The sequence below is a fragment of the Polynucleobacter sp. MG-28-Ekke-A2 genome (assembly GCF_035012985.1).
Taxonomy (GTDB): Bacteria; Pseudomonadota; Gammaproteobacteria; order Burkholderiales; family Burkholderiaceae; genus Polynucleobacter.
This window is the reverse complement of record NZ_JAYGQU010000018.1, coordinates 1-23692: the sequence shown is the minus strand read 5'-3', so window position 1 is coordinate 23692 and position 23692 is coordinate 1. Positions and strand designations below refer to the sequence as shown.

Here is a 23692-nt window from a genome sequence, read left to right as displayed (position 1 = left end):
AAAGTAATTATCTGTATTAAATCTATTTAAATCAATAATTTAAGAAAATCAATGGCAACTAAGTCAATCAAAAAAAGTACAGATTCTCTGAAGCTTTCTGAGTCTTTAAAGGCTTTAAAAAAGCTCCAAGATAAGCATCATGGCGTGATTGAATCAAAAGATCTCGCTGACTCCCAGCGCGCCCTGCTTTTAGAAACTGGGTTTATACGCTCGGTAATGAAGGGTTGGTACATTTGCTCAAACCCTAGCGATCATGATGGTGACTCTACTGCTTGGTATGCCAATTATTGGGCCTTTATGTCTGGGTATCTTGCCAAGCGTTTTGGTAAGCGCTACTGCTTAAATGCCGAGGCATCACTCCTGCTACATACTGGCAGCACTACCGTTCCCAAGCAAATTACCATTGTTAGCAAAGATGGTGGCACTAGCATTGTCAAACTCCCATTTGATACGTCACTGGTTATTTATCAGGATGAGAAGCGCGTTTCCAAAACCCGTACAGAAATTCGAGGCTTACAAGTCTTACCAATAGCTGAAGCACTTTGTATGGTGGGGCCCCAGTTCTTTATCAATCATCCCATGGAGGCGGAAATTGGATTGGCGATGGTACGTGACCCAGCAGAATTACTGGCAACTCTACTGATGGGCAATTGCCTCCCAACGGCCGCTGCTCGCTTGGCAGGTGCACTTACTTTTGCTAATAGGAAAGATGATGGCGAGCGCATTATTAAGGCTCTGAGCAAGGCTGGCCACGCCATCGCGCCCAAGAATCCATTTGAGCTACCCGAACCCACTATCAGCCAATCGCGAGAAAAGTCTCCCTATGTTCTACGCATTCGCTCCATGTGGGCAACATGGCGTGAAGACGTTATCAAGAATTTTCCAAAGGCTCCAGGCATTCCGAAAAGCCCAGCAGCTTACCTCAAGCAAATTCAGGAACGTTATGTAGCAGATGCCTACAACTCTCTCTCGATTGAAGGCTATCAAGTTACTGATGAATTGATTGAGCGTATTGCTAAGGAAGGCTGGAATCCAGAAATTAGTGAAGAGGATAAAAAGAGTAAAGATACTTTAGCTGCTCGCGGCTACTTTCTAGCCTTTAACGAAGTAAAAGAAAGTATTAAATTAATTTTGGCTAAAGCCAATTCAGGTGATGTTGTCAGAAAAAGCCATCATGACTGGTACGCCGCCATGTTCAATCCAACAGTACTCGCGGGTATTTTGCAACGCCATCAGTTAGCAGGTTATCGGACGGGTCCGGTATTTATTCGCAACTCCTTACACACCCCCCTGCCAAGAGAGGCGCTACTTGATAGTATGGAAGCTTTGTTTGATTTAATTGAACATGAGCCAGAGGCCTGCGTAAGAGCAGTTTTAGGTCACCATCTCTTTGTTTTCATTCACCCCTACTTTGATGGCAATGGCCGTATTGGACGCTTCTTGATGAATGCTTTATTGGCATCAGGCGGATACCCATGGACCGTCGTTCGGGTAAGTGAGAGAAAGCGCTATATGAATGCACTTGAAAAAGCGAGCGTGGATGGTGACATCAAACCTTTGACTAAATTTTTAGCAGAAGAAATGGCTCAATAAATCTCTTGAGCCATTTTTATCCTCTTTAGATTCCCATATTGCCTAAGTGCTGAGCAATTCGATCCATAGGGTTTTCAGAGCTAGCGAGTGGCGCCCCCAGAGTTGAGGTGCGCGCCCGAATAGGCTGAAGCGTCTGCAGTGGCGTGATCTTTACATTGGCGAAGCTAGGCTCTGGCATCCCTATTGAGTCGTAGATGGATTCAATCGTAGATTGCCATTTCTCTGGTTTATTGGTCTGTACAAATACCTGCATATAAAAAGGATCAGTCAGATACTTGTAAAAGCATTGAGCCTTAGCCGAATGATCAACCTCATCTTCGCGAGAGTTTAAGTATTTGATGATCTGGTGCTTGGCCTCTGATACTAGCTCGGCAGGTTTCTTCTGCTTGCTAGATACTGACATTGCGTTATCAATAAATTGACTCTCGATTTCGTATTTATGAAGAGCATCTTGTAAGCTCACCACAGTAACTTGTAAATCCTCAACCTGCTTTTCTAGATCACGTTTCTCATTGATGATCTTTTGGATTCGTTCGCACCCACGCTTTGACTTGATGTCGGCGGAGGCTTCTTCATTAGGCTTGTTATTGCTCTCGGGGCTCGAATCCGCAGGTCCGGGGTTCAACACCCGATTGATTAATTCTTCTGCGCTTTCAGTCTGAATGGCTGGCTGTGGGAGTGCATCTACATTGATGGCAGCTGGTGCAGGCAATAACTCTCCCAGGTCATAAGCTTGAGGCTCTAAATCCTCCTGGGGAGCGGTCATCATGGCAGGCACCTGTACCTCGCCATTGATTGGAGCAAAGATTGGCTCAACCTCTGAATCCTCTAACTCTTCTCCCTCTTCAATATCCTCAGATATTTGAGCAAGAGATGCGCTGGGCTTGGATACTTTACTGAGGTCATCAAGCAAACTGGTAGCCTGACTTTTAGGCTCTGCTTTTTGAACCCTGAGCGCCTTTTGCTTTTCAGCTTCATGCTCTTTAGCTAATTTGGCAACTGCTTGCTCCTCAGCTTTTCTTGCCTTTTCTTCATCGGATGCCTTCTGAGCTGCTGCTCTTTCGGCTAACTTCAGATCACGCTCTTCTCTTGCCTTTATTCTCCTGGCGTGTACTTCAGCCGCATGTTTGTCTTCAGCCTCTTTCCTCAAGCGCTCGCGTTCTTTTAGCTCTTCCCTATTTTGAGCTCTTTGAATGGATCCACCATTGCTGAGAACCTCTGATTTAAAACTCGTTACTTCATTTGCCACCTGCGTCATTGCTGATCTCCTCTTTGAATGTATTACGTTCACTACTTATCTCGTTATTGACTCTTCGTTGCCCCTCCAAAAATAGATTGACTCCAAAGTTGGGGTCGACATATCCCTCCGCTTGCTTTTCTACATTCGGTATAAATAGATTTGAATCGATACGATCGTCATATCGCAAGACCGTTTCCCGTAGGAGATTACGGATATGTTCGTAATCCATTCCTCTAGCTTGTAGGTTTTGAATTTGTATTGATAGATTTGTAATCATTGGCAGGACTTTCAACCAACCTTCTTTTTCTTCTATGCCATCTGGTGCGCCGGTAGTACCCGCTCTGATTCTGAGATCGACCATGTCAAAGATTCGATCTTTGCTAAGCGTTGGCCAGTCATAGGTTTTCTCTTTAGTGATAGTGAGCTGACCATCGACCATGGCTGTTCTGGTAATTGGCGCGCCCATATAACGCTCTACCTGCTCGCCAGTTAACTCCTGCAATAGAACTTGGGCGCTGTATTGGGCTATCTCTTGCAGCCAATCTTCTATCTGATCTTTGAATTCAAATACACGCCCCGATAACGCTCTTTGTAAGATATTGGCTTCAGTAGCTGTCTTAGGTCTGACGACTGTTGAGCGCGCAGCATCTTGCAGTCCTGTAACTTGTTCCCAGTCATAACGTACTGCACTAGTGTCATAAACGATGGGGTCGATCTTGGGATGACCCCTAGGAATAATTACTTGGTTTAGGGGCTTGCCTTCGGTATCAACGATGGTGATCTCACCGAACCTTGAATCCGCATGTTTCTTAATTGTTTTCTCATTGATATCAGCTGATGCCACCCACCCTGGAATGCAAAGGTCTCGATGTTGATTAAAGCGATCGCGCGCTTCGTTGTGTTCATCTTGAAGTCGTTCAGTCAGATCAACTAGGCTTGGGCCAACGAATTGACCATCTACTACCTGGTAAGGCAATAGGAAGAATGGATACCACCGCTCACCAGCTCTTGGCGGGGAGTAAGGCTCACGTAGCCATTCTGTTGCGCCCTCTACCATGGTGTAAACGCGCTGAGTAGCTCTATCCCAGATTTCCAAGACTGCGATCTGCTGATCATCACTCACCGGACTTTTGCTTGCATCCATATGCATTGAGGCTAAGCGCCTAGCTTTCTTATGCGAGGGTTCGCCTTGACCTGGTTGGTAGATCTTGGCCTTGGCTAGATTCTTCTTGTACATAGCCTCAGCCTGCGAGCGCTTCATGGGTATAACTTGGCAGATCCAGTCCGCATCGGTGTAATCCCAGAACTCACAGATTGAGGGATCGATGAGCAGATTCTCGGTAAGGACTCTATCAATGACTAGACCTTCAGCAGCATTAACCTCTGAGCGCTCATATGAAGATCCGATGAGTTCATCTAACTCTGCCCTCTTGACATCATGATGATGACTCTGACTACCGTCATTGAGATCTTGCTCTAGCTCTTCGATAAGCAGTAGATTCTCTTGGGCATCGTTAATCCGCCCTTTAATGTAAGCATCCTTGCCTGGGTCTCTTTGGTACATCACTTTGAGAATTCCGTAGCTACAAGTCAATGCCGCTCTTACTGTCGACTTAGCTCGGTTTTTGAGTTGCGCGTTTTCTAAGGCTCTATTCGTTACCGCCTCTAACGTTCTACAAAAGAGCTTGAGGTCAGCACCCGAATTTAATGGTGCTGTAGAGATCTCTGGGTTTCTTGCGTATACATTGGGTAGTACGGCAGAGATAGTGCCATGTATTAGGTTGGCTCTAAGACTGTAGAAGTCTTTGCTAGTTGGGTCTGCATTCCAATTAAAGCCGGCCACAGTATTGCGGTTATGCCTTACGCGCTTATGGAAGGCTGACCAGTGCGCGCGCGCATGAGTGATGCGGGCAGTCCATTTTTGTTGAAGAGCTTTGGGGTCTTGAGCTGGCACCCCACATTTATAGAGCTAGACCCTAAGAATAATGAATTTAATTTGAATTTTTCAGTCCTTGAGGTGCAGCAAATGAAGCACTAAATCATGCATTGCAGTGCTAGGTCCAACGCCAGCTATCGGTTGCGCAAGCCCTATCTGCACCATTGATCTTTTTGTAGCAACATCTAAATTCTCTTTTGTATTTTGCCAGTGACCCTTTGAACCTTTTTCATAGCCCGGTAAATATTTGCCAATCAATTTATAAACGTCGCTCCTTTGAATTGGGGACTGCATATTCTGAAAATGAAAGAGTAACCATAATTCAAAACACGGGATCGAAGGAATTGCATGAAAAGGCGTCAACTCTTCATCATCATTTAAATAATGATTATTTAGCGAATTTACTCGTGCAAGGGCATTGAAATAAGTCTGATGGCTATCTCGATCAAAAACCACAAAGATCCTATCAAATTCACGAGGGCGAATATCCCTTGAAAGGTCCCCGTTTAGAAAGATATGCTCCGCACCATCAACAACCTGTAATGGGGTTGTGCCAAGAGGACTTTGGAATACCTGAACATGGGCAGTTCTTAGCTTTAATTCATTCTTTATTTCATTTAAATACTGGGGTTCCGTTTTCTCGCCTTCACAGATAATAAGAAGTCGCTCATAGGTATCACGCTTAGCTTTTTTTCGACTAAGATCCCGTGAAGCCTGCCTATGCTTTGCTTGGTTGTCCGCTCCCACTGGATCTAACCCAATATCTCACGTGCTATTTCTGCCTCATCAGGGAAAAAAGGAACGGCTCCATATCGTCCAGTTAAATACCCGCGAGACCAAGCCTCAAGCTTTCTTGGGCTAAAGTCCGTAAATGGGAATAGGCAAGTTGCTTGATCTTGATTTTTTTCCACAAACCAAATTTGATCTCTTCGGAACAGACTGTTATCAAGCAGCGAAATATCATGAGTACTAAATATTAATTGAGCATTTGCTTTATTTATATTTGGATCATTAAACATTGCAATTAATTTTCGTACTAACAGTGTGTGCAAGCTTGCGTCTAACTCATCCACAACTAATATACGTCCATTCTTTAATACATCTAAAAACGGTGCAATTAACCAATACAGCCTTTGAGTGCCCTGCGATTCATCGGATAACTCAAATTTTGCTTTTCCTTTTTTAGTGGAGTGCTCAAAAATTGGAACAAGCACGTCGCTTTCGACGGGACTTGCTTGGGCAACCCCCCCTTCTTTTATCACAAACTGGGTATGCATAGTTTTTCTCTGCACAGCCTCAACATTTGATATTCCTATGTCAGCTGAAGATAAGAAATCTCTAATTGCACCCCTACCAGAATCAGTAGAAAGCATCTGACCAGTTAGTTCGCTAACCAAACCAGCGCCAGGCGGGAGATACAAAATATTCTCTGTCAGCCAACGAAAAATAGGGCTCAATATGTCACTGTTTAGCTGGGCACCCGTTGAAAGAAATAGAGCATTCGACCTAGTACTTTCCTGCCATAATTTTTTAGGCCCAGTTAAATAGGAGCTAAACTCGTAAGTGTATGTTTCCCCATCTGCATTTAATTTTCTATTGAAATATTCCGTGGGTCTTCGTGTTTTATAAAGCAAAAGTGATTCACTAATAATTCTCTCTGCATTCATTGCAAATGAATATTGATGTCTTATGCCATTAAAAATAAAAGAAATTTCAAATATAGTCGGCTTATTTATGCAGCCTTCATCAAGCTTAAAAGGCTGAACGTTGTATGTTTGTCCGGGCTGAACTACAGCAGCCGATTCAGCTATGACTGCACGCATGTAATTTAGCGCAAGTAGTAAGGTGGATTTCCCGCTAGCATTTGGTCCGTAAATAACAGCACTTCGAACGCAGTCTCCAATACTGGCTATACCAGTGTGTGCAATATGAGATGGATGCTCATTATCAGTGTTCGAAGCAACTAGGCTAAGTACCTGCTCATCCCTAATGGAGCGATAATTTTGAACGCGGAACTCGAGTAACATATTGGCTCTTTTAATCAATTTAAACTAGATTATTGGAGAAATTATACAAAAAGACAACTTATATTTGAAAATAAGGGGTTTTAAGGTAAAAAAACTTAGCTTTCAGCTTTTCTTGCCCTCATAACCCCATACCTTGTCGCATCCCAAGCATGATCCTCGGCATCAGTATCTACATCCTCAGGGTTTAATGAATCCGGTGGCAATTGAGGGATCGTTCTGAGCCAATGCTTACAAGTACTGAAGACTTTTAGCCTTCCTTCGGCCAATAGGCGAATGATTTCTTGGGCGCCATTTACTCTGCTTCTTGGGGCGTTATAGGCCTCAGTCCATTTCACTCCCTTATCCCTGAAGATTTGACCTATGGATCGCTCTGCTCCAATCTTTGAAAAGATGGATGGATCGGCTAAGTTCATCCGGTATTCATATCCAAGGCGTTGGTCGTGAACTTCTATCTTCTTTATCTTCTCGGCTACTACCGTTGCATCTTCCCTGGTACCGGTGTTTTCTTTATCTCCATATCCATAGAGTTCTCGCCAGAGGTAATAGACTCCATCATTAGACAAGGCAAACCAATAGACGGCATACGGTCTGGCATATCCCCAATCCATAGAGCGCCAAACCTTCCATGTCGGCGGAATAGCAAATGGCTCTACAACGTGTTTAGAGGGCTGCCATACGCCTTCGAGGAAACTTCCCACGTGAATATCCCAATCACCTTCTAACCAGGCTCTACGCCTGTTTGGATCGCTTAGCGACTCTAGGCTCATGAGATAGTTAGGGTCGTTTTTTAGGAGATGAGTGTTTTCGAAAATCGTCGAATGTATTCGGACCCTTGGTAGAGAACCTTCTTGCTTGATGATTTGCCCAGCCGGTATTGCGCCAATCTGAAATCTTTCCTTAACCGATGCATGCCCCACTCCAAATGGATTGCATGTTGCCCTCACCATTCTTGGCATCCCAGGATGGGATGATCGGCAAGTGGAATGCATTGCTTCATAGAAAGACAGATTGCGCCAGTTGGTTAGCTCCTCGAACCCTAGCCATGGGTATTCATGGCCGTGGTAATTCCAGTAATCGTCTTCATTCGCTCCATAGCGCAAGTACAACATCTCACCGGTAGGCCACTTCCACACATAGTCAGATTCATTGAACTTGGCTCCTGGGAAGATTTGATAGAACCAGCGCTTGCTCTTGGCCACTACATCCGCTAGCTGCGGATAGGTGAGGCGAAAGAGTGTTCCGCGCCAGTGATCTCCAAAACCTCTGCCTACATGTTGGGCGTAACTCATGAGCAAGGTATCCGTCTTACCCCCACCTCGGGTGCCCTCTAACAATACTTCATACACTGGGCAAGTCAGAAACAAAGTCTGACTACCGGGCAATGGTGCCCAGATGGTTTTCATGGACTAGTGTTTTGCTTGGGCAGCTTGCTCCCAATCATCCATACTCATCGCCCCCGGCACTACCAAGACACCACTTTGAAGTGCCGCCCCATCCTTGCCGGTATGCTCGATTGCAGATAGGCGCGGGTGAATATAGGGGGCAGCGTGTCTGGCGATGGTAGCAGCCATATTCAGAAGCTTGATTCGACTCTCGGTGATCATGATGTCGTGATCATGACCTACACCTTCATGAGCATGATCATCATGCTTAGCGCAGTTTTCAGCCTCCTTGTAGAGCTCCATCATGGTTCTTATCATGACTTCTAAAGGTGTGATGCCTTGTGCGGCTGCTACTTCTGCAATTGCACGAGTTCTCTTGGTGAGGCTGCCCTCTTTACGCCCTGCTCCTGGCCTAGCTCCTCCTTTATTTGCCGGCTTTGCTTTTGGCTTTGATTTCTTTTGATTGTTTTCAATCATGATGATGCTTCTGATCTTCTGATCATCTTCAAAAGATGGGGTTGCAATGCCACTGAATCACCAAATGGCTCATCAAACTCGATGATGATTCTCTGGAACAGATCATGCCTACTTTGAGCCCCACGATGCTTTACAACTGTCCCTATGCGACCACTTGGGGTTTTAACGATCGATCCAATTGGGAAATCTTCCATATCGGGTCGATCAATGATTCCGGCTATACATGGGTTAGCTTGCATGGGAAGCCTCCGTTGTAGCTGGGATCTCTTTTCTTTTTCGCAGTTCAGCAAAGATTCTGGTTTTAAAAGAGTCATAACTCTCCGAGCCTTGAGCTCGCATTCCGAGTTCTCGTCCCTTAAGGTCGATTCCCTCATTCGATTTCCACCAGGTATCTTCAGAAGAATCTAGGGCTTTCCTACGCATCCCTTTCAGAATGGCCAGAACAAATCCGGTGTTGATCGGGGTAGAGCTTGATGCCCTCCTTCGCATTTCCTTTGCCTGGGCAATGGCCTCCTCAACCTCTTCAACGGTTAGGTCTTGTTGAATCAACAGGGCAATACGTTCATCGTCTACTCCAATATTCAAACCCTCCTTTTCAAAAAGAGTTTTAATTTGTTTTTTCCTTTCACCATCGCCTTGTAAAACTTTTTCGATTTCACCCCCATTGTTTTGTTTGTCTGGAGTATGGAGATTGGTGACTGGTGTCTGGTGTTTGGTGTCTGGTGAGCATTGCGTTCGCAATGCGGTCGCAATGCGAACGCATGCATTTCGAGGGTCATTTTCTTGGCGCAAATCATCTGACTGAAATACTTGCCAACGGCCTTCAGCACTGCGCCTGGCTTTGATTTGCTTGTCTTTAAAGCGAGCTATTTCATGATCACAGCGCTCTTGTCTCCAACCATCATCAGTGAGAGTAAAAAATTCATTCAGGACCGAGATAACTGAATTTTTTTCTTCTTTTGATCTTGCATTGATCAATCGTTGCACTAGCTTTACATCAATCGGCAATGGCTTTTCTGTGGCGTAATACTTTCTAATTAAACGGCTATAAGTAGCGTCTTCGATAAAGGTCAAATGTGCAGTGGCTTCTGCATAATCTCCAATGTGATGCTCGTAGTAGTTCATTTAATACTGTCTCCGCGTTGTTCTTTTCTTGCAAGAAATAATTTATGCAAGAGATGAATCTAACAATCGGAAAGCGTATCGTCAAACGCGTTTTTTCTGAATTTATTTTTAATTTATTTATTTAATAAATGTCTGTAATCCCATTTTGAAAAATTCATGAGAATTTATTTCTTGAGTCGAAGTCTTAATTGATCTACGCGTGTCCACCATTCTCTTAGCTCTATCAGAATTTACTGACTAGGCTGTAGTGCCTTATTTAATTGGCTTTTGTTACTTCTAGGAATAAATATTTTTTTGTAGTCAAAAATTAATTTGTGTTTATAAAGTGGGTATTGACTTTTGATTGACCACCTAAATTTCATTGACTACATTGCAACTCAGTAGCACACACATTCGCTTACAACAACACACAACAGGAGATAAATTTAATGGTGGCAATTCGGTTATACAGCTTGTATCGCTCTTATGGATACACAAAAATGAGTTCTGCGAAGATGGCTTTGCAGGTGTATCGCAAAAATATGAAGCGCGCCCGCCATGGGGGTAATCATGAGTAATACGAATCCACAAACGCCACCTATAACCCTAATGAGAATTCCGCAAATACTTAAGGTGATGCCAGTTTCAAAGTCTAAGTTCTGGCTGATGGTTCAGAAAGGTGAGTTTCCAAAACCCATCAAGATTGGTCGCTCATCCTTCTGGACGATAGAGCAGGTACAGGCCTACCTACGGGAAAGGATGGGCAATTCTTAAGATTGGATGGCCCCTGAGGATTCTCAGGGGTTAGGCCAATGCCTGCTCAACGAGAGCGTCTGCAATCTTGCGTTTCATTACATTCAGCTGATTGATTTTTTGCTCAAGCTGATCACAGAAATCGAGCAGCTCCTCCAATTTTGCAAGAATACGTAGTTGCTCTGCAGCGGGGGGGATCCAAACTTCAATACTGTTCATCTTAGCTTGATTCATTTTAGGTTGGGCGGTACCAGTTATGTAAGGTCTTAAATCTATTGAATTAATATAAAGCTCCAAGTAACGCAAAAAATCCACGCTAATTCCACCAAGTACATGGGCATGATTATTTACCCAATATTTTCCATGAGCCATAAAAGCAATCGGAGTGGATCTATTGATTAGATTTGCACCATCCTCGCCAATTAAAAGTAAAGGCTCGTCAAAAAGATAATCATTTACCTTGTCGATAACTCCCGATGCTCCGTAATAATCAAACTCGCCAGACATGGCCTGCCTCGCCTCTGCTGAAACTGGCACCCTCTCAGAATCGCGATTGATTACTAAATCACCAAATTTGTAGACTACCCAACCATCAGGAAGCTCGTCACGATTTATGATAAGAGCCTGAGTCTGATTTGGTGTTTTCCTACCCTTTGGAGAGAATCTGTATTTATGCGCCTGAATATTAGAAAATAGATTTTGCGCAGAGTCTTCAGACTTCATTTGCGGAACTAATTTTCCAGTAACAGCAAGGCTTAAAAGCGTTCTTCTAAGGCTTCCTATGCTATTTAGCGTGGTGAATAGAGTGTCAAAATTAGCGACAACAACACCCCAAGACTTTTCAAATTCAAAAGAATTTCTTTTTTTATTTAAATTAGCAAGAACTTCATTAACTAAAGAGTTATGAGTATCAAATAAATCCAAATTCTTAACATCAAGGATGTCAAATAATGTCATTAACTCATTAACTCTATCCACAATTCTCTGTTGTTCATCGAGAGGGGGTATTGGAATAAGGATTTTCTCCCACTTGCCCTTATTGAGAATCGGGATTGTAGTGCTGGAGGATTTAGCCCATGCAGATTTTTGAAAATAATTTGATCTCAGCGCCAACAATAAATAATCTGAATTCATCAAACAAGGGGTTAATGAATTAATTTGCTGGTTAAAAGAGCAGTCACGCTCTATTAGATTACATTTACCAATTGTTCCTATGCATACCATTAGCAATGAACCTGCCTTGGCCATTCTGCTAGAAGTTTTTGCGCCCTCTATAGATAGGCCCTCATTGCTATAGTTAACATGATTTTTATAAATATCTGCAGGCTTAATAAAAGGGATTTCAGATCCAAACATGCTGGGATCATTCTTGGGTGGAGTTGAGCCAGTTTGGGTCCAGCCTATATCGCCAAGCGTAGCCCATACCCAGCTCCTCGGTAGGTCAAAAGGCATGTCAACCCTCTTGGAAGCGACATTAAAATCAGATTTAATTTTTTGACGTAATAAGACCTCGCTCTTTTTAACCAAAATTCTTTGAATCAATTGATGAGAGGGCTCATCGGACTCAAATTGCTCCGATATATATCCTTTAATAGCTAAATCTAAAATCAGACTCCTAAGCTTAATTACACCATAGCCCCCCTGCTCCCCATTAGACTGACGTCCTCTGCGAGTCTTATTTTCATTTAAAGCCAGCGCAAAAATATCTATATTTTTAATAAATAAATCGTGGTAAGTTTTCAAGAAATTTACCCTTTAATCTAAGGCAGCTTTAAGTGCGCTTTTAATTTGATCTCTTATTGAAGCAATTTGATTTTGAACTTCAAAATACTGCTTCAGAAGAACCTCGGGATCATGAATCTCACGTTCATCAATATGAGGGTTTTTGAGATCAAGGTTATAGCCTCTCTCCTTGATATCAAGGATACCTACTCTCCATGCATACTCACTTTCCTTCCGACCTGCAAAAACATCGCCTTCATTCCCCCACCATTTTTGCTCTACATCAAACTCCTCGATCCTCATTGGCTTGGTTTTGTTATAGCTCTTCACCCCATCTGGGTATGGGTGCTCATAGAACCATATATCTTTTGTAGGGCTCCCTTTGGTAAAGAAGAGAAGATTGGTCTTAATGCCGGTGTAAGGGCTAAATACCCCATTAGGCAAACGCACAATAGTATGAAGGTTGCACTCCTCTAAAAGCTTTTCTTTAATACGGGTCTTGATACCCTCTCCAAATAAAAATCCATCTGGGAGAACTACCGCAGCGCGACCACCTGGCTTGAGCATTTGCATAATAAGCACCAGGAAAAGATCGGCCGTTTCTCTAGTTCTAAATGCAGCTGGAAAGTTAGTTTCTATTCCATCTTCTTCCATGCCGCCAAAAGGTGGATTGGTTACAACCACATCCACTCGCTCTGATGGGCCCCAACTGATTAGTGGTCTTGCCAAGGTGTTGTCGTGGCGGATGTTGCTTGGTACATCAATACCATGAAGAATCATGTTAGTTGTGCAGAGTAAGTGCGGCATTGGTTTTTTCTCAATGCCGAAAATGCTGCCTTGAAGTTGTGCTTCGTCTTCTAATGTTTTGACATCTTGTTTTCTGATATGTTCAATTGAGCATGATAAGAATCCGCCTGTGCCACAAGCTGGATCCATTAGCTTCTCACCAAGGCGTGGGTTAACCATTTGCACCATGAATTCAGTTACGGCTCTTGGGGTATAGAACTCGCCTGCATTACCTGCTGCTTGCAAATCCCTGAGGAGTTGCTCATACATGTCTCCAAAGAGATGACGCTCTTGGGCTTTGTTGAAATCAACGCCCTCTTGAATCTTATTAATTACCTGACGAATCAACTGACCAGATTTCATATAGTTATAGGCGTCCTCGAATACCGAACGAATAACGTAAGCGCGTTGATCGCCGCCTTTAGCCTCTAAGTTTTGAAGTGCTGGGAATAGATCATTGTCTAAGAACTGCTTTAACTCATCGCCGGTCATGCCCTCAGCATTAGCCGCCCAATTTCTCCAGCGGTATTTTTCTGGAAGCGGTGATTTATATTTGTCTTGCAGTAACTCCCACTCGCTCTCACGATCGTCAAAGATCTTAAGAAAGAGCATCCACACTAATTGACTTAAACGCTGGGCATCACCATCGACACCTACGTCTTTGCGCATGATGTCTTGGATTGATTTAATAGTTGAACTAATGCTCATAAGTGGTAAAGCCTATCTGTTGGTATTGCTATGAATTTTAGGCGTAGAGCTGGTTTTCTAGCTCATGCAATGCAGCTATATAGCCTGACTTACCGCCAAAGGCTGATACAAGCTCACTTGCTGTGCCCATTTTACTAAATGGATCCAGGGTCAGAATCTTAATATCGTCGATATTCTCGATGCCGGTATCTGCATACTTTTCAAGCAAAGCCTCGAGAACCTTGCGGGCTTGTTCGCCATACTTGGTGAAATAGTTACGTTTTTTCACCTGCTCAGCACGCTCTCTACGAGTTAGCGCAGGTTGATCAAAAGCTACGTGACAAATTAGATCAAATGCATCGCAGTCTTTGCTTACCTCCAGAGCTAGTGCTTCAAGGAGGACTCCATGCTCTTCGAGTTCTTTAATAATCGCCGCTTTACGGTCAGCAGAAGTCCATCTCTTTAGGAATTCATCTAAGGTTGAATAGTCTTTACGCACTGCCTTTCGGGTGTAGTCTTTCAATGACTCAGTAATTAACTTACCTTCAGGTCCGTAATACTGAACACGTTCAGCAATCACATGGACTTCTACATCACCAATATAGTATTTGGCACGCTTGCCTTCTGGCCCAGGTGGAAAACCTTCCCCGCCAGTATCTCCACCTTCACCACCCGGTAAACCGCCTCCACTACCACCCTCTTCGCCAGGCTCTTCAGGTGGCGTAGGCGGATCATTTGGTCCTGGGTTGTACACAACAATTGGCGGCCCATCAAATGCTTCGTCTGCAAAAAGCTCTGTAGCCTTTTTAAGGTCCATGATGGTGAACCAGTACTTACCGTAATCTTCATTAATACGGGTTCCGCGCCCAATCATTTGCTTGAATTCAGTCATGGACTTGATATGTTGATCAAGCACAACTAGCTTGCAGGTTTGCGCATCTACACCGGTAGTCATTAACTTAGAGGTGGTAGCAATTACTGGGTAACGCTCTTCTGGGTTAATGAAGTTATCAAGCTCAGCTTTGCCTTCTTGCTCATCACCGGTAATGCGCATTACGTACTTGCGATTCTCTTTGACTCGCTCTGGATTTAGATTAACCAAGGCTTGGCGCATCCGCTCTGCGTGATCTATGTCATCACAAAATACGATGGTCTTAGCGAATGGATCGGTGGCAGTTAAGAATTCAGTTATCTTCTTAGCTACGAGCTCCGTGCGCTTTTCCAATACCAGGGTGCGATCCATATCCTTCTGGTTATAGATACGGTCTTCGATTACTTGCCCGCGTTTGTCTACCTGACCTGTACTAGGCCTCCAGCCTTGCAGATCTCTATCGATATCGATCCGAATAACTTTATAGGGTGCAAGGAAGCCATCTTCAATCCCCTGCTTCAGTGAATAGCTATAAACAGGATCGCCAAAGTAAGTAATGCTTGATACCTCTTTTGTTTCTTTTGGTGTGGCAGTTAAGCCAATGTGAGTGGCGGAAGAAAAGTAAGCCAATATCTCGCGCCAAGCTGAATCTTCTGCAGCGCTGCCACGATGACATTCATCAATGACTATCAAGTCAAAGAAATCTGGTGAAAATTGCTTATAGATATTTTGCTCTTCGTCTGTGCCTGTCACTGCCTGATAAAGAGATAGGTAGATTTCATAACTCTTATCTATCTGCCGCTTACTTATCTTAGTCATCGCAGCGCCAAATGGCTTGAAGTCGTTATTCTTGGTTTGATCTACCAAGATGTTGCGGTCAGCTAAAAATAGAATACGTTTCTTGGTACCCGATTTCCATAAGCGCCAAATGATCTGAAAGGCTGTGTAAGTCTTGCCAGTACCAGTAGCCATTACCAGCAGAATACGGTTAGCGCCATTGGCCACAGCTTCAATTGTTCTGTTCACTGCATTGACTTGGTAATACCTTGGAGCGCGCCCAGTGCCATCATCGTAATAAGGCATCTCTACCGTATTTTTTGCCTCAGGGGTATTTACGCCCTTCCATTTGCAGTAGCGCGCCCACAGCTCTTCTGGTGTTGGGAATGCCTCTAAAGAAAGCTCTTGTTCAACCTTATCTGCCAGACCAGTTCGGTCGTGCATTAAGAATGCATCACCGTTTGAACTAAATACAAATGGCACATCAAGTGTTTCCGCATAATCTAGTGCCTGCTGCATTCCGGCACCCACGCTTAAATTATTTTCTTTGGCCTCTATTACGGCAATTGGAATATTGGACTTGTAATAAAGGACATAATCGGCGCGCTTTTGTTTTCCACGTGTATGCAACTTGCCGCGAACAATGATGCGCCCCTTGGTGAAGCTTAATTCTTCACGAATTTGAGTATGAAGATCCCATCCAGCCTTCAAAATGGCTGGCGTAATGAACTTAGTACAAATATCACGTTCGCTAAGGGATTTCTTACTCATTCATTAATGCCAAAAGTTATATGCATCCCTTAATAATATAAGGAAATCAGTCATTTACTGGCATTTTTGGAGTTTGCTTACGAAGCTCACTATCTGAGCCTTTATGGGCATACACTTATCACCACACACAGGGGAAAGCTCATGAAATATCAATTTTGCTTAGCCATATTGCTAATATCGTGCATTGCCTATGGACAGGCCGTATACGGGCCAAATGGAGAGTACAAGGGTTATATACAAACTTCTCCCAATGGCGTCTCCAACTCATATGGCGCTACTGGTGCATTTCAAGGGTCTGCTCAAGTGCAAGGCAACCAAACCAATTTCTACGGGGCCCAAGGTCAGTACCAGGGAAATATTCAGGCGCCTATTTACACACCACCCAATACAACGATCGGAACACCCCCACAGGTAAATCAAGTACCCAGTATCAAGGGTTGGTGATTGGATAATGGAGGTATGACTACATACCTTTCATCCAATTGCTCTCAAAAATTTTCAGTAGCTATGTTTAGCGAACGGCGCCCTCTAAGTGAGAGCCCTTGGCTACACATAGGTAAATTCGATGATTTGAACCAAGCCATCAATAGCTGCAAAAAGGTAGTTGATGATTTTTTGAATTCTCGCGTAAATCTGGCCGAAAGTGCTGACCAGCTAGTTGCTGACTTTCTGTATCACGGCGATGTCCCAACCATCAGTGGCGCCGAGAATCTACGCTCTTTTGATGTCTATGAATACCTTGCTGAACGTAGCTCGCAAATACATAACCTAAAGGGATCTAATTAGGTCCAAATTGAGACGCTGTTTGTGTGGTGGGTAGAGTGGTGGGTAGAGGAGCCCCAAAAACAAAGAGCCCCATGATTAGGGGCTCTGCTGTCGTATATGGCGGAAGAGGTGAGATTCGAACTCACGGAGGACTTTCATCCTCGCCAGTTTTCAAGACTGGTGCATTCAACCGCTCTGCCACTCTTCCTTTGCGATTTCAGCCCTAGATTATAAGGAATTTTTGATTTTTCCTTCTAAATACCTAGCAATGGCGATACTGGAGGTTAATCCTGGGGACTCAAAGCCATACAAGTTGTAGAGGCCCTGTAGGCCATGCTCTTGCGGGGTGTTGAAACAGAAGTCGCCTGCGGGGGTATTGGGTGGAACTATTTTGGCTCTGACCCCCGAATAATCTGGCTGCAAGGAATTATCTTTGAGCTCTGGCCAATACTTTCTCACAGCTGCATAAAACCCTTCTCCCCTTTCCGCATCTACCGTGTAATCAATTTCCTCTTCATTTTCGATATCAAGCCACTCCACATCAGGACCAAACTTCGCTTGTCCAGCCATATCTAAAGTGAGATGCACCCCAAGACCACCAGGTTCTGGAATGGGATAAATCAAATGGGTAAATGGTGATTTACCCGAGAGTGAAAAATAATTACCTTTAGCAAAATATGCTTTGGGTATTTGATTCTTCTCTAGGCCTTCAATCTTTTGTGCAATTGCAGGTGCACTCATACCAGCACAGTTAATCAAGATTTTGGTTTTGATTTTCATACCATCGGCGCCACCAATTTCTAATTCAAAACCGCCCTCTGCGTCTTTTCCAATCGGCTTTGCGCGCATCAGTGGTGAATGGTATGCGATCATACCGCCTGCATCTTCAAAGCCACCAACCAGCGAAAGCATAAAACCATGGCTATCAACAATACCGGTACTTTCTGAGAGTATTGCTGCAGCACATTTGAGTTTAGGTTCAAGTATCTTTGCTGCTTCACCTGAAATCATCTGTATTCCTGGCACACTATTATTTTGTGCTTTATAGAGAATCGCTTGTAAAGCGTTGATTTGGGATTCATCAGCAACGATCAATTTTCCATAAGCTTGGGTTCCCACTTGATGTGTGCGGCAATATTCATAGAGGAGTCGATTGCCTTCTACACACAGTTTTGCTTTGAGTGAATCCTTTGGATAGTAGATGCCAGCGTGAATCACTTCACTGTTGCGAGCGCTACTAATCGTGCCAAAAGAGCCTTCTCTTTCTAGCACAATCGTTTCACGACCTTGGAGTGCCATCTCGTGTGCCACGGCAAGACCAACCACCCCAGCGCCGATCACGACACAGTCAACTTGCTCCATCTATTTGTCCCGCTTTGCATTCATAACTCCGAATATACCGAATTCCTAGCATTTTCAGTGTTTTAGGGAATTTTGCAGCCCTTCTTGATAAAATCTAGTAATGTCTTCTAGACCTATGCAAAACCCAGAAAATATAGCCGCTAGCACTCATACAGCTGTCGATATGGTGCTTGATACTGCGTATCAAAATATCAGTGCAGCGCAGTGGAATAAGTTATTTTCATTCGCCCGCAAATCCAAGCTTGAAGATTTTATTGCCGACATGTTTGCTGGTAAACATATTAATCTGAGCGAAGATCGCCCTGCTCTTCATTCTGCGCTACGTAATCTTTCTAAATCACCCGCCATGCTAGATGGGGAAGATGTCATGCCAGCTATTACAGATGTATGGCGACGCATTGAAGCGCTCTGCAATAAATGGGTAGGTGTCACTGATGTCATTCACATTGGTATTGGCGGCTCTGACTTTGGTCCCCGCCTCGCAATAGAGGCCCTTGCCCATGTTCCCGGCATTGAGAGCCGTGGTATGCGCATGCACTTTTTAGCCAATATTGATACTGCTGAGCTAGCCCGTATTTTGCATCGTGCACAACCTAATAGCACCCGCATCATCATTGTTTCAAAGTCATTTACTACCCTAGAGACAATGATGAATGCCAAGGCGGTAGTCAATTGGCTTAAAGATAATGACTGCACAAAGGGACAGATAGCGAATTCTTTATTTGCAGTGACTGCAAATGTTACAGCCGCTAAAGTATTTGGCATTGAGGAAGATAATATTTTCCCATTTTGGGACTGGGTTGGCGGCCGTTACTCAGTATGGTCTGCCGTAGGTCTGCCGATTGCTTTGCAATATGGCTTTAAGACTTTTGAACAATTCTTAGCAGGTGCACATGCTATGGATTTGCATTTTAAGAGTGCGCCACTAGAACAAAATCTGCCAGTCATCATGGCCTTGGCTTTATTGCATCAACAAGAAACCCTTGGCATTAAGGCCTATGCGGCCATTCCTTATGCAGATGCTTTAGATTGGTTTCCGAAATGGTTGCAACAGCTCGATATGGAGAGCAATGGCAAGTCGGTTGACCGACAGGGCAAACCGGTAAAACACTCCTCACCAGTCGTATTTGGTAGTGCTGGCAGCAATGCGCAGCATTCTTATTTTCAGCTACTGCATCAAGGTAGTGATGTCGTTCCGATTGACTTTATTGCAGTACGTAAGCCCATGAGCGATCGCCCTGAGGCTTTAGCCCATCACCGCATCTTGCTATCCAATTGTTTGGCGCAAGCTCAAGCTTTGGCACACGGCAAGAAGGCGAACAATCCGAATGATGTTTACCCAGGCAATCGCCCAAGCAACCTACTACTTCTACCAGAACTCAATGCTTTTTATCTCGGCGCTCTTCTTGCTCTCTATGAGAACCGTGCAGCAAGTCTTGGCGCGCTATGGAATATTAATAGCTTTGATCAGCCTGGGGTGGAGTTTGGGAAAGTCCTAGCTAAACCAATTGAGAAAGCCCTGCTTGATGCTTCTCATATAGAGGCCAATGACAATATTGATGCTGTCACTGCCGCGCGAATTAATTTATTAAGTAGCTAGCAAAAACCTGTATTAGCGGGGTTCTTGACATCCAATCATTATATGTTTAAACTTGTTTATACATGTACAGGGAGGTAAATTATGGCTCCAGCACTTAAAGTAGAGCAAACAGTTCAGGAATGGGGTAATGGCTTAGGCGTGAGGATTACCTCTCCGGTCGCTAAAGCAGCCCACCTTTCTCAAGGCATGCCAATTTCAGTAGAAGTTGTGAAAAACGGTGTCCTCCTCAGGGTTGTGGGAAAGCCAAAGTTAAGCCTTAGTCAAAAACTAAAGGCCTTTGATCCAAAACAACATGGCGGAGAAATCATGGATACACAACCCATTGGAAAAGAGATCATTTAATGATGGAAAAGTTAAGGCTATGGGTTCCTGAGCGTAGGGATATGATTTGGATTAATTTCAATCCCCAATCAGGAAAAGAAATGAAAGATGAACACCCAATGCTTGTTATTTCCCCAAAACCATTCAATGAAAAAACTGGCCTTGTAATTGGGCTTCCAATGACCCATGCCAAGTCCAATGAAACAAACCCATTTGCAATTAAGTTCTCGACTGGCAAAGCTGACCCAGTCTATATATTGACACACCAACCAAAGTCCTTTGATTGGCGTTTACGTAATGCAAGGCCACACCCTTGGAAAACACTTCCGCCCGCCCTATTTCAAGAAGCATGTGATGGCTTAAATTCCATTATTGAAATTGCTCACTAATAAGTATTGGTGGATTCAAACACGAAGTGCAACTTTGATAAACGCCTAGTGGCTAAGGATGTTTTAGTATCCAAAGCTTCTAGACCTGCAAGTCAAATTAGCCATGACCTATCAACACCTTAGCCAAACTGAACGATATCAGATTTACATCCTCATGAAAGACGGAAAAACTCAAAGCCAGATAGCCCAGCTGATGGATCGGCATAAATCGACTATTAGCCGAGAGCTTGCTCGTAACACGGGTAATCGGGGTTACCGTCCCAGGCAAGCCTGCCTGTTAGCACAGGAGCGCTCCCTAGGCTCTCGCAACGCTACCCAGATTACTATTGCCGAATGGGGTAAAACAGTTGATTGCCTCTTAGAGAAGTGGAGCCCAGTCCAAATTGCCAATCAGGTCGGTATTAGCCACGAGACCATCTACCGCCATGTCTATGCCGATAAAGCAGCAGGTGGTAGCCTGTATCAGCAGCTACGCTGCCAAAAGAAGCGCAAGAAGCGCTATGCCAGTGGCCGGGAACGTAGAGGTCAGATCATTGGCAGAAGACCGATTAGTGAGCGCCCAGCCCATATTGAGACTCGAGCCCAAGTTGGTCACTGGGAAGGCGATACCGTCATTGGAGCGGCCCATAAGCAAGCGGTCGTAACTTTAGTTGAGCGTAAGAGTGGTTATGCCGTTCTGGCTAAGGTCAAGAACAAAACGTCAGATTTAGTCAGTGCCGCCATCATTAGCAAACTGAGTCCCTTAGCCCCACTAGTCAAAACCATGACTTTTGATAACGGGAAAGAATTTGCAGGACACAGCACAATTGATACTGCATTAAATAGCACCACGTACTTTGCCGATCCGTTTGCCAGTTGGCAACGGGGATCGAATGAAAACTTCAACGGGCTCTTACGTCAATACATCCCCAAGAAAAGAGCCTTAACCACTGTCACCGACAAGGAGCTTAGAATGATCCAAGATCAATTAAATAACAGACCCAGAAAACGATTGGGATTTAAAACACCAAGTGAAGTCTTTACTCAATCTTTAAACCGTGTTGCACTTCGTGTTTGAATCCACCATTAAATATAAGGACTAATTGTGCAACTATCGCCATCTATTTTTAAAGCTTATGACATCCGTGGCATTATTGATGAGACCTTAGATCCATCCATTGCCAAACTGATTGGTCAGGCATTTGGTTCTGAGATGCGTGAGCTTGGAGAAACTGAGATTGTCATAGGGCGTGATGGTCGTTTATCAGGCCCTGTCTTAATCGAAGCGCTCACAGAGGGCTTGTTATCAACTGGTATCAATGTGGTTGATTTAGGCATGGTTGCTACGCCAATGGTGTACTTTGGCGCTAACCAAGTGATCAATGGCAAGAAACCCAAGTCCGGCATCATGATTACGGGCAGCCACAACCCGCCAAACTATAACGGCTTCAAAATAGTGTTGGGTGGTGCTGCAATTTATGGTGAGCAAATTCAGGCGCTGCGTAAACGTATTGAAGCGAAGCAATTTCTTGAGGGCCAAGGTAGTCGAAGTACCTTTGATATCTTCCCTATGTATTTAGATCGTATTGTGAGCGATGTTAAGCTAGCCCGTCCTATGAAGATCGTAGTTGATTGCGGTAATGGCGTGGGCGGTGCATTTGCCGGTAAGTTATTTAGGGCTTTAGGCTGCGAAGTGCAAGAACTGTTTTGTGAAGTCGATGGTCATTTTCCGAATCACCATCCCGATCCTGCGCATATTGAGAACTTACAAGATCTCATTAAAAATCTACAGACCACCGATAACGAATTAGGTCTCGCTTTTGATGGTGATGCCGATCGTCTGGGTGTTGTCACTAAGGATGGTCAGGTGATTTTCCCAGACCGCCAAATGATGCTCTTTGCTAAGGATGTCCTCTCTAGTAATCCAGGTGGGCAAATTATTTACGACGTAAAGTGCACTCGCAATCTTGCAACTTGGGTAAAGCAGCATGGTGGCGAGCCCTTGATGTGGAAAACAGGCCACTCTCTAGTCAAAGCCAAACTGAAAGAAACTGGCGCCCCTCTTGCCGGAGAAATGAGCGGTCATATTTTCTTTAAAGACCGTTGGTTTGGTTTTGATGATGGTTTATATACTGGCGCGCGCTTACTGGAGATTCTCTCTAAAGAACAAGATCCAAATAAAACACTCAATGATTTACCGAATGCTATTTGCACGCCAGAACTGCAACTGGCTTGCGCTGAAGGCGAACCTTTTGCATTGCTGGAGACCATCAAAGCAAATGCAAAGTTCCCTACTTCGCAATCGATTAATACGATTGATGGTGTACGCGTGGAATACGCTGATGGCTTTGGTCTAGCCAGACCATCGAATACTACGCCTGTAGTAGTGATGCGCTTTGAAGCGGATAGTGAAGCGGCGATTAAGCGTATTCAGGCGGAGTTTAAGGCAGTATTGTTGGCAGCTAAGCCAGATGCTAGGCTGCCCTTCTAACAATATTGATCTATACCCAGATAATTTATACGCATATTGACTGCGTACAAATTCTGCCTATGATTAAGACATGATCATCCATGGCTCTATCCGCACCTATAACAAAGAAAAAGGCTTAAAAAAGGCTACTAATCTCACGCTCAATACTGAAGTATTGGCTGAGGCAAAAAAGTTAGGCATCAATATTTCGAAAGTATGTGATGCCTTTTTAGAGTCACTTGTAAGGAAAGAAAAGGAGCGACTCTGGAAACTGGAGAATGCAAAATTTATCAGCGAATACAATCAAATTACAGATGAAGAGGATCTTCCGCTCGACAAATGGAGAACTTTCTAATCGTCAGATTTAGCGTTTAACAGAATGTCGATCACCCCACCAAAAAAAGGCCTTATATTCTTGATGTTCAAACTGACCTACTTGACGGCCTGAATACCCAAATAGTAATACCACTCCAGAAAAGTGGGAGGTATCAAAATTTAAGCTCAGCGGAGGATTTAATGCCTAGCTTTGCAATTCAAGGTAAAAAATTTATCTTGACCCTGTAAATAAATTTGTGTAAGTTCCCTCGGCCAATTAACCTTCACAGAAGGATAGCCACATGGAACATCACACAATGGATCGTAGTAAATTACAAGCCTTAGCCAACGAACTAGCCAAGGAT

22 protein-coding genes, 1 tRNA gene and 1 pseudogene are annotated in these 23692 nt (G+C 44.0%); 11 read left to right on the top strand and 13 right to left on the bottom strand.

The annotated features are described in order from the left end of the window. Window positions 1-51 precede the first annotated feature (51 nt). On the top strand, window positions 52-1593 hold the full coding sequence (locus VC188_RS09775) for a Fic family protein (RefSeq protein WP_323483821.1): 1542 nt from the start codon (window positions 52-54) through the stop codon (window positions 1591-1593). 25 nt (window positions 1594-1618) lie between these two features. Here the strand turns inward: VC188_RS09775 and VC188_RS09770 are convergent, their stop codons facing one another. From VC188_RS09770 to VC188_RS09735, 8 genes are all read right to left on the bottom strand, one after another. Further along, on the bottom strand, window positions 1619-2851 hold the full coding sequence (locus VC188_RS09770; protein ID WP_323483820.1) for a cell envelope integrity protein TolA: 1233 nt from the start codon (window positions 2849-2851) through the stop codon (window positions 1619-1621). Continuing rightward, window positions 2832-4787, bottom strand: coding sequence for a hypothetical protein (locus VC188_RS09765; RefSeq protein WP_323483819.1), 1956 nt, complete (start codon window positions 4785-4787; stop codon window positions 2832-2834). Before VC188_RS09765 ends, VC188_RS09770 begins: the two co-directional genes overlap by 20 nt. A 51-nt stretch (window positions 4788-4838) precedes the next feature. Continuing rightward, window positions 4839-5516, bottom strand: a complete 678-nt coding sequence (locus VC188_RS09760) for an RloB family protein (RefSeq protein WP_323483818.1) — start codon at window positions 5514-5516, stop codon at window positions 4839-4841. 5 nt (window positions 5517-5521) lie between these two features. After that, window positions 5522-6796, bottom strand: a complete 1275-nt coding sequence (locus tag VC188_RS09755) for an AAA family ATPase (protein ID WP_071467264.1) — start codon at window positions 6794-6796, stop codon at window positions 5522-5524. Between the two features lie 95 nt (window positions 6797-6891). Next, on the bottom strand, window positions 6892-8199 hold the full coding sequence (locus tag VC188_RS09750) for a terminase (protein ID WP_323483817.1): 1308 nt from the start codon (window positions 8197-8199) through the stop codon (window positions 6892-6894). Between the two features lie 3 nt (window positions 8200-8202). Next, window positions 8203-8655, bottom strand: coding sequence for a hypothetical protein (locus VC188_RS09745; RefSeq protein WP_323483816.1), 453 nt, complete (start codon window positions 8653-8655; stop codon window positions 8203-8205). Continuing rightward, complete coding sequence (locus VC188_RS09740; protein WP_323483815.1) at window positions 8652-8894, bottom strand: hypothetical protein; 243 nt, start codon at window positions 8892-8894, stop codon at window positions 8652-8654. The genes VC188_RS09745 and VC188_RS09740 overlap by 4 nt, the downstream gene beginning before the upstream one ends. After that, the gene (locus VC188_RS09735; protein WP_323483814.1) at window positions 8884-9780 is read right to left on the bottom strand and encodes a YdaU family protein; all 897 of its coding nucleotides are present in this window, start codon (window positions 9778-9780) and stop codon (window positions 8884-8886) included. The genes VC188_RS09740 and VC188_RS09735 overlap by 11 nt, the downstream gene beginning before the upstream one ends. Before the next feature lie 549 nt (window positions 9781-10329). On the opposite strand from VC188_RS09735, the gene VC188_RS09730 reads away from it, so the two are divergent. Further along, a complete protein-coding gene (locus tag VC188_RS09730; RefSeq protein ID WP_323483813.1) occupies window positions 10330-10533 on the top strand; it encodes an AlpA family phage regulatory protein in 204 nt (67 codons plus the stop codon). 30 nt (window positions 10534-10563) lie between these two features. Here the strand turns inward: VC188_RS09730 and VC188_RS09725 are convergent, their stop codons facing one another. Genes VC188_RS09725 through hsdR form a run of 3 tightly spaced genes read right to left on the bottom strand, consistent with a single transcriptional unit; the run spans window position 10564 to window position 16126 of the window. After that, window positions 10564-12255 (bottom strand): restriction endonuclease subunit S, encoded by a 1692-nt coding sequence (locus tag VC188_RS09725; protein WP_323483812.1) that lies wholly within the window; start codon window positions 12253-12255, stop codon window positions 10564-10566. A gap of 12 nt (window positions 12256-12267) precedes the next feature. Then, window positions 12268-13728: a class I SAM-dependent DNA methyltransferase gene (locus VC188_RS09720; protein ID WP_323483811.1), complete on the bottom strand. Its 1461-nt coding sequence runs from the start codon at window positions 13726-13728 to the stop codon at window positions 12268-12270. 37 nt (window positions 13729-13765) lie between these two features. Next, on the bottom strand, window positions 13766-16126 hold the full coding sequence (gene hsdR / locus VC188_RS09715; protein WP_323483810.1) for an EcoAI/FtnUII family type I restriction enzme subunit R: 2361 nt from the start codon (window positions 16124-16126) through the stop codon (window positions 13766-13768). Between the two features lie 141 nt (window positions 16127-16267). Between hsdR and VC188_RS09710 the strand changes: the two genes are divergently transcribed. Together VC188_RS09710 and VC188_RS09705 are read left to right on the top strand one after the other, a co-directional pair. Next, window positions 16268-16570 carry a hypothetical protein gene (locus VC188_RS09710; RefSeq protein WP_323483809.1) on the top strand — a complete coding sequence of 101 codons (303 nt, stop codon included), beginning with the start codon at window positions 16268-16270 and terminating at the stop codon, window positions 16568-16570. A 15-nt stretch (window positions 16571-16585) separates the two neighbouring features. After that, window positions 16586-16912: a hypothetical protein gene (locus VC188_RS09705; protein ID WP_323483808.1), complete on the top strand. Its 327-nt coding sequence runs from the start codon at window positions 16586-16588 to the stop codon at window positions 16910-16912. Window positions 16913-17009: 97 nt separating this feature from the next. Here VC188_RS09705 and VC188_RS09700 read toward each other — a convergent pair. Together VC188_RS09700 and VC188_RS09695 are read right to left on the bottom strand one after the other, a co-directional pair. Next, window positions 17010-17099 (bottom strand) — tRNA-Ser (locus VC188_RS09700). A 20-nt stretch (window positions 17100-17119) separates the two neighbouring features. Next, window positions 17120-18253, bottom strand: coding sequence for an NAD(P)/FAD-dependent oxidoreductase (locus VC188_RS09695; RefSeq protein ID WP_215314361.1), 1134 nt, complete (start codon window positions 18251-18253; stop codon window positions 17120-17122). Between the two features lie 100 nt (window positions 18254-18353). On the opposite strand from VC188_RS09695, the gene pgi reads away from it, so the two are divergent. The 7 genes and pseudogenes from pgi to VC188_RS12065 all read left to right on the top strand — a co-directional run. Then, entirely contained in the window at window positions 18354-19853 is a 1500-nt protein-coding gene (pgi, locus tag VC188_RS09690; RefSeq protein WP_323483807.1) for a glucose-6-phosphate isomerase, read from the top strand. An 81-nt stretch (window positions 19854-19934) separates the two neighbouring features. Continuing rightward, complete coding sequence (locus tag VC188_RS09685; RefSeq protein ID WP_215314363.1) at window positions 19935-20195, top strand: PbsX family transcriptional regulator; 261 nt, start codon at window positions 19935-19937, stop codon at window positions 20193-20195. After that, window positions 20195-20563 carry a type II toxin-antitoxin system PemK/MazF family toxin gene (locus VC188_RS09680; protein ID WP_323483806.1) on the top strand — a complete coding sequence of 123 codons (369 nt, stop codon included), beginning with the start codon at window positions 20195-20197 and terminating at the stop codon, window positions 20561-20563. Before VC188_RS09685 ends, VC188_RS09680 begins: the two co-directional genes overlap by 1 nt. Window positions 20564-20666: 103 nt before the next feature. Then, the gene (locus VC188_RS09675; RefSeq protein WP_323483805.1) at window positions 20667-21620 is read left to right on the top strand and encodes an IS30 family transposase; all 954 of its coding nucleotides are present in this window, start codon (window positions 20667-20669) and stop codon (window positions 21618-21620) included. Window positions 21621-21647: 27 nt separating this feature from the next. Next, a complete protein-coding gene (locus VC188_RS09670) occupies window positions 21648-23033 on the top strand; it encodes a phosphomannomutase/phosphoglucomutase (protein ID WP_323483804.1) in 1386 nt (461 codons plus the stop codon). 70 nt (window positions 23034-23103) lie between these two features. Beyond that, window positions 23104-23367 (top strand): type II toxin-antitoxin system CcdA family antitoxin, encoded by a 264-nt coding sequence (locus tag VC188_RS09665; RefSeq protein WP_323483803.1) that lies wholly within the window; start codon window positions 23104-23106, stop codon window positions 23365-23367. A 44-nt stretch (window positions 23368-23411) separates the two neighbouring features. Then, window positions 23412-23576 (top strand): annotated as a pseudogene (locus tag VC188_RS12065) (CcdB family protein); the annotation flags it as partial. Window positions 23577-23692: the final 116 nt, after the last annotated feature.